Source organism: Vibrio sp. 2033, assembly GCF_033339735.1.
On the sequence record NZ_JAWOVC010000542.1, the window covers coordinates 1 to 607 of the forward strand.

At 45.6% G+C, this 607-nt stretch carries 1 protein-coding gene; it reads right to left on the bottom strand.

The features are described 5' to 3' along the window. Positions 1–607 (bottom strand): Cache 3/Cache 2 fusion domain-containing protein (locus R7P74_RS27690; RefSeq protein ID WP_318123877.1); only part of this gene is annotated, 607 nt, incomplete at both ends.

Sequence of the window (607 nt, forward strand, 5' to 3'; positions counted from 1 at the left end):
GAACAGAGTGAGCACAACAAAAGTGATGCTCGCTGCTACCGAAGAAATGATGGCTATCAGTTTAAGTAGCGTGTCGCTGCCTTTGGTCACTTCTTTGATGAATGTACCGCCCAGTAGTTTCCAGTTCCAGCCGGGTACTTCGGTGAACACTAAGTATTTTTCACCGATGGTTGAGCCGTATTGGAATGGGTAGCGGATCAGACCACTCTTTTGTTCGAAAATCTTATGGAAAGGCTTGTTACCATCGTAGTCACGAACTTCTACGATTGAAGGATCGGTAGCGCTCTTAGTCGGGTGGAGTAAGTACTTACCAAGATTGTTTTCGTCGTTATCGACAATGATGGTGTAGCCTGTGTCGCCCCACTTAATCTCTTCTAGTGCATCAAACAGAGTTTGTGTGGCTTGGTCTACTGGCAAACCGATAAATGACAAGCCAGATACGTTACCGTTAGCGTCTTTGATTGGCGCGTAATAGGTAATGTAGCGTTCACCATATAGTTTGATTTGCGCGTAGTAAGGTTTTCCGCTCTTTAAGAGTTGGTAACCAGGATGGTTGCGTCCAAGAGTCGTGCCTACTGCACGCTTACCTTGCGGATCTTTTAATGAT